We start from the raw sequence: 5,778 nt of genomic DNA, 5'->3' as shown, positions 1-5,778 counted from the left end.
ATTGCGCTACAGCGGAAAAAGCGCCGCTTTTTTAAGAGGTTTCCGGGCTATTTATTTGGGGGTGTTCTTCAACATAGTGATTATGGCCAATGTATGTTTGGCTGCCATAAAAATTGGGCATGTGATGTTTGGTTTCAACGAATTTCAAAGTTTATTTATCGCTTGTTCGGTAACGGTCGTTTACTCGATGCTCGGTGGATTACGGGGGGTACTCCTCACCGATTTTGTACAATTTATCATAGCGATGGTGGGAAGTATCTGGGCAGCCGTTTACATTGTCAATCACGAAAAGGTGGGTGGTTTAACCACGATGCTGGCCGCTCCCGAACTTGAAGGCAAACTCAGCTTCCTTCCCGACTTTACTAACTGGGAAGTAGTTGTACCATTGCTCATCATTCCATTGGCTGTACAGTGGTGGAGTGTCTGGTATCCCGGTGCAGAACCCGGTGGTGGCGGATACATCGCACAGCGGATGCTGGCTGCCAAAAACGAAAAACACGCCACCTGGGCCACATTGTTCTTTAACTTTGCCCATTACGCTTTACGTCCCTGGCCCTGGATTATTATTGGGATGGCTTCGCTAATAGTCTATCCTGATTTGATGAGCCTGCAGCAAGCCTTTCCGGATATGAACCCGGACTTTGTGAGAAATGACCTGTCATACCCTGCTATGCTGCGTTTACTGCCTGCCGGGTTACTCGGACTGGTGATTACCTCGCTGGTAGCTGCGTTTATGAGTACCATTTCCACTCATCTCAACTGGGGTTCTTCTTATGTAGTGAATGATTTTTATGCACGTTTTGTCAATAAGGACGCTTCCGAAAAAAGTAAAGTTTTAGTGGGAAGAATTTCCACTTTTGTGATGATACTTTTTGCAGCCTTGTTGTCGCTGAAGCTGGAAGAAGCACTTGAAGCGTTTAACCTCTTGTTGCAGATTGGTGCCGGTACAGGATTGTTGTTTATTATGCGTTGGTTCTGGAGACGCATCAATCCATACAGTGAGATTACCGCGATGCTTGTTTCTTTTTTAATCGCCGTGTTTTTCTTTATTAACAACCGTCTGGATGCTCCTTTTGTGGTGATGGAAACACACTGGCAACTGGTTGCCGGTGTTGTTATCACAACCATAAGCTGGGTGGTTGTAACTTTTGCAACACGGCCTTCAGAAATCAAAACCATTGAGGCTTTTGAAACTTTGGTGTTTAAATGCGAAAATAAATTTAATAATTTCAGGTATAAATTTCTGGCACTGATAATGGCCATCGTGGGAGTCTATTGCTTTTTGTTTGCAACCGGCTTTTTTATCTATGGAAATACAGGAATTGGGTTATTGTTGTCAAGTATTACTATTTTGAGCATAGTGGTTCTCATTCGAATCAGGGACAAATTTTAATCATTTTCTTCTTCATTATCGTCCTCTTCAGTTGTTAAAACATCGAGTACTCGGCGCTCAGTTCGTTCAAGAGGTCGCTCGTCTGTGCCTTCAGGGGCTTTTTCACGTTTTCTGAAAATGCGTTGTCTCAATTCACTGAACGAATCAAATTCGAGCGAATAGGACAAACCTGTTCCTTGTTCAAAACCTTGGTTTTCACCAATAAATTGAACCTGGGTTTCACGGTTAAAGATGTTCCATTTGAAGTTTCCTTCCTCATTGAGCAGCACCTGAATCTGGAAATCACCGGCCACGGTATTGTTCTGCAAACCGCCCACAGGCACACCCACCCTACCATCAATGAGTACCCGGTCACTCACCTGCGACGTAAAGGTTAGGCCCACCCGATCTGAAGTCTCAAGGTCACGTGTTCGCGTTCCGGGAGTATATGCAAGTGCCACATTGAATTTACCATCCTGATCTGCAAAAATCTCATTAACCAGTCCAGAAAAACGTTCGACAAAAGTGGCTGTTCCTTGATCAACGGTAAACCTGTCGCTGGAGAAAGAACCGGTTGAAATGAGATAAAGCACCTGAAGTTCCCTTTGCTGCCTGTCATCCAGTTTGTATTCCAGTTCAGACTTTACAATCGAGCTGGCTGTTGGGAAATCGATTAAATATTCCATTTCGGGTGAGATTAGTTCTCCACGTAATTCAATAGTGACATCAACAGGGATCTTTCGGTTAAATGTTGGGTTGTCAAGTAACACTGAAGGATTGGCAGAGGTTTCATAGACCGCCCTAATGTCTATATTGGCACGCTCGGGGTCGCCATTCCAACTGATATGTCCACCGCGCTCCACAACAAATTGCTTTTGCACCAAACCGGCATACCTGAAATCATAAACTGCGGTATAAACCAGAAAATCCCCCCACATATTGAAACGCCCAAGAGTATTGATTTCAATGTACAAAATACCTTCACCTCTACCTTTTAACGTTGAATTGTTTTTTATATCCACAACAACTTCCACTTCTGCATCTCTGGTTATTTCAAGATCAAATTCCAGAGTGAGCCCTTTTAAATCATCTCTGACTATGGTCTCTCCCGAAATACGTGCTGCTTTTTCTTCAGGAGAAAGGAAATAAATATAACTATCGTCACCTATAGATTCTGTATCGCTAATAGGAATTTTAAAAGAAGTTCCGCTTGCCGTTCGGGCATCAACTTTAATTACCAACTCGTCAACAGGACCAGATAAAGAAGCATTCCCGGCAATAAACGCGGTACCATAATAAAGTGCATCTTCATCGGCCTTAGTATCGAGAACCAGAAAACGGTCTGTAGTAATGTCCAGATTCATCAGCCAGTTGGAAAAATTATCATGGTCAAAATAGCCAGTCAGGTTAGCTTTGGTGTTGAAATTGGTATCGGTTATTTCTGTAAGGGGAATATTAAAACGGTTTTTGGTCAATAAAATTCGGGTTTCATCCCTGAAATCAAAATCTATATTCAGGTAAGGCACTTTCATTCCTGCACGATTTAAGTCGAGTCGGCCACTAATGTCGGGCGATTTATAGTTGCCTACAATACGGGAATTACCGGAAACAAAACCGCGAATATCTGTAATAATGTTCCCCCCAAACGGACTGATGGAAGCTAGGTTAAACTCATTGAGTTCCACATCGAGATCGATAGTAGAACTAATGTCATCCACCTCTATTTTTCCAATGGCCGTTACTGATTTAATTTTTTGATTGGAAAGTGTGGTATTGATGTCATAACGCCTTAAATCCTCGCTTCCGGTAATACTGAGCACCAGATCGCCCAATTCAATATCGTTTACCCTAAGTCTGTCAATGGTAACATTTGAACTGGGATAAAACAGTTCCTCACGTTGAATGAAAGTAAAATTTCCGTTTACGTTTCCGTAAAGGTCAAGGCTATCAATTTCGGGGGTAATTTTGCCAATATCTACATCCCTGAAATACAGACGAATGTCTTTATAGCTGCTGTCACTCAATTTTCCGGCCATCTGTATGAGCTCCTGTTGATGGCTGATCACCAGTGAGTCGATAATGATATCCTTGAAATTATTATCAAAAACAATTTTGTTTAGGGTGTCGTTTTGTTCATTGATAAACCAAGGATTGTCTTTAAAAACAATTTCCGAACGTTTTAAGCCAATTAAAGATTTTCCTTGTTTGTTGATGGTATGGTAAAGAGAGAGGTTATATTCGTCTTTTTTAGTTGGCCCCCTTTCATTTCAGAACGCACAAACAAGGTGTCTGAAAGTGTTACATTGACTAAACTCAAATCGAAAAATTGATAAATACCCAAATCAACGGAATCGATTTCCAAATAGGTATTGAAAAGGGGGTTATTATTATCTACCTGAAGGGCAATGTTTTCGATATAATTTCCGTAAGCGGTTATTTCAGGTGATCGGAAATTCAATTTGAATTTTGATTCGTCTGATGCAACAGATCCCCTTATGGTTGTATTATCACCCAGTTTTATCTCCGGAACGATGACTTCAACTATTTTGTTGAAAATTTCAAAATTAAAAGTGACATACTGATTTTCAGTGGTTTTTATTGGGGTATAATTGGCATAAATACTTGCAATTGAGTTTTGAAACAGATTGGGTAAATCCGCCAGTAAAAAATTCCCCGTAAGCTTTCCACTGACTACATCTGGTGAAATTACTTGTATGGTACGCTCATCCTCGTCAAAAGTGGACAAAATAAGTATGTCGTCAAAATAGTAATCGTCAATTGGATTTTGATAAGTGCTTTCTGCAATACGAATCACTCCTCTCACATCGTCCACACTGGTTCCACGCATGTCCATTCCAACTCGGCCGGTGAAAATCGAAATAGTGTCCCGGGTAAAAATATTGGTGGCATACAAATCTGCATATTCAATAACTGCATCAAAGTCATAGTTATTCTGTTCTTCGGTAACATCTATAAGTCCTTCAAAACTCAATTTCATGTTGGGGTCGTCAATTGTGAGTTTTCCGTTAAAAATGGGGTTTTGGAGCCTGCCACTCACATTTACATTGGTATAAGTATATTCATTTAAAGTAAAACTGGAAATTCTTCCGGAAAGCTCGGTATTTACAGTTTCCTGAGAAAATCCTCTTCCGTCAAAACGAAGTCTGGCGGTTGTGCGGCCAACTGTTTGGGTATTCAACAACCTGCCCAAATTAAAATTGGTGACATCTAAGGTGCCTTTATAGGTGGCATCATCCACATTGTTGATATTGCCCATTTTCAGGTTGGTTGTTGCATTTCCTAAAGCCGACCGGATTGTAGATTCAGTGTCCAACTCAGTCCCGGTAATTGTGGTATTGCCATCAAAAGTAAAATCCCTCAAATTTTCAAGTTCTTTGGGCAAGACATTTCCTAAAACATTCGGCATAAAACGTCTCAGGTCATAGTAATTGGATTTGATGCTGTGGTTTGTTGCAGTGATCCTGTAATCATCTCCTTCTTTCAGTACATTTTTGATTTTAAAATCCCCGCTTATGCTGGTATTTTGATTTCTAAATTCAAAGCCATCAAGCGTAAAGTCGTTTAATGGGCCTTCCAAATGTCCTTTAAAAGTTATGGTTTGGTCTATCCCAAATTCATTGTAAAAAAGATTCAGTTCATTTGTCGAAATATGTGCTTCCCTGAAATCTGCCTCAAAAATGACCGTGTTTACAAAATCTGAAAAACCTGTTTCATCAAAATGAAGGATTACATCCCCATCAATGGTACTCTCTGATGTTTTTAAATCTAAACTCCTCAATTCAATTTTTGTGACTGTATATTCAAAATCAGCCTTCAGGCTTTCAACAAACAATTTGTCATTATAAATAAAACGCATATCCTGAATATCTGCCCAGACATCAGAATCAAGTAACCTAAAATCTTTTGCTTCCAAAGAAACATTTTTAAAAGTAACAACTTCAATATCTTCAAGATTTTCATCGGTTATTTTGATGATGGTGTTGGTAAGGGTAAGCGTGCGGGATTCCATTATAAAAGGAGGTGGATCTTCAAGTGGTGTCTCAGGCGCAAATTTTCTGGTAAATATTGACAGGTTGTCCCGTTCTTCACCTTGATAAGTTTTCACATACAGCTTAGCGTCCTCAAGGAGCAAGTCCCCAAAATTAAGATTGGTTTTTAAGAGGTTCCTGAAACTTAAAATGGTGGTGCTTACATCCCTTGCGTAAATCAATGTATCCTGATGATGATCTGCAATATACACCCCTTGTAAAGTAACTTCTCCCTTGCGGTTGATACCAATTCTGTCAATATTGATATCGGTATCATAACGCTCATTCAGGTTTTTGGTCACTTTTTGTGCCACATAAGTTTGTACAGAAGGGAAAGAGAGCGAAATTAAAAGAGCT

At 40.3% G+C, this 5,778-nt stretch carries 2 protein-coding genes and 1 pseudogene; 1 reads left to right on the top strand and 2 read right to left on the bottom strand.

Going from position 1 to position 5,778, the window contains the following annotated elements:
* A partial coding sequence (locus tag AC6F75_RS08315; RefSeq protein WP_500714541.1) for a sodium:solute symporter family transporter occupies positions 1 to 1,393 on the top strand: 1,393 nt, incomplete at its 5' end.
* On the opposite strand, the gene AC6F75_RS08310 is transcribed toward AC6F75_RS08315, so the two are convergent.
* Together AC6F75_RS08310 and AC6F75_RS08305 are read right to left on the bottom strand one after the other, a co-directional pair.
* Positions 1,390 to 3,408, bottom strand: coding sequence for a translocation/assembly module TamB domain-containing protein (locus AC6F75_RS08310; RefSeq protein ID WP_500714540.1), 2,019 nt, complete (start codon positions 3,406 to 3,408; stop codon positions 1,390 to 1,392). The genes AC6F75_RS08315 and AC6F75_RS08310 overlap by 4 nt on opposite strands.
* Before the next feature lie 152 nt (positions 3,409 to 3,560).
* Positions 3,561 to 5,778 (bottom strand): annotated as a pseudogene (locus AC6F75_RS08305) (AsmA family protein); the annotation flags it as partial.

Source organism: Planktosalinus sp. (genome assembly GCF_059864935.1).
This window is presented reverse-complemented; position numbering and strand designations above follow the sequence as displayed.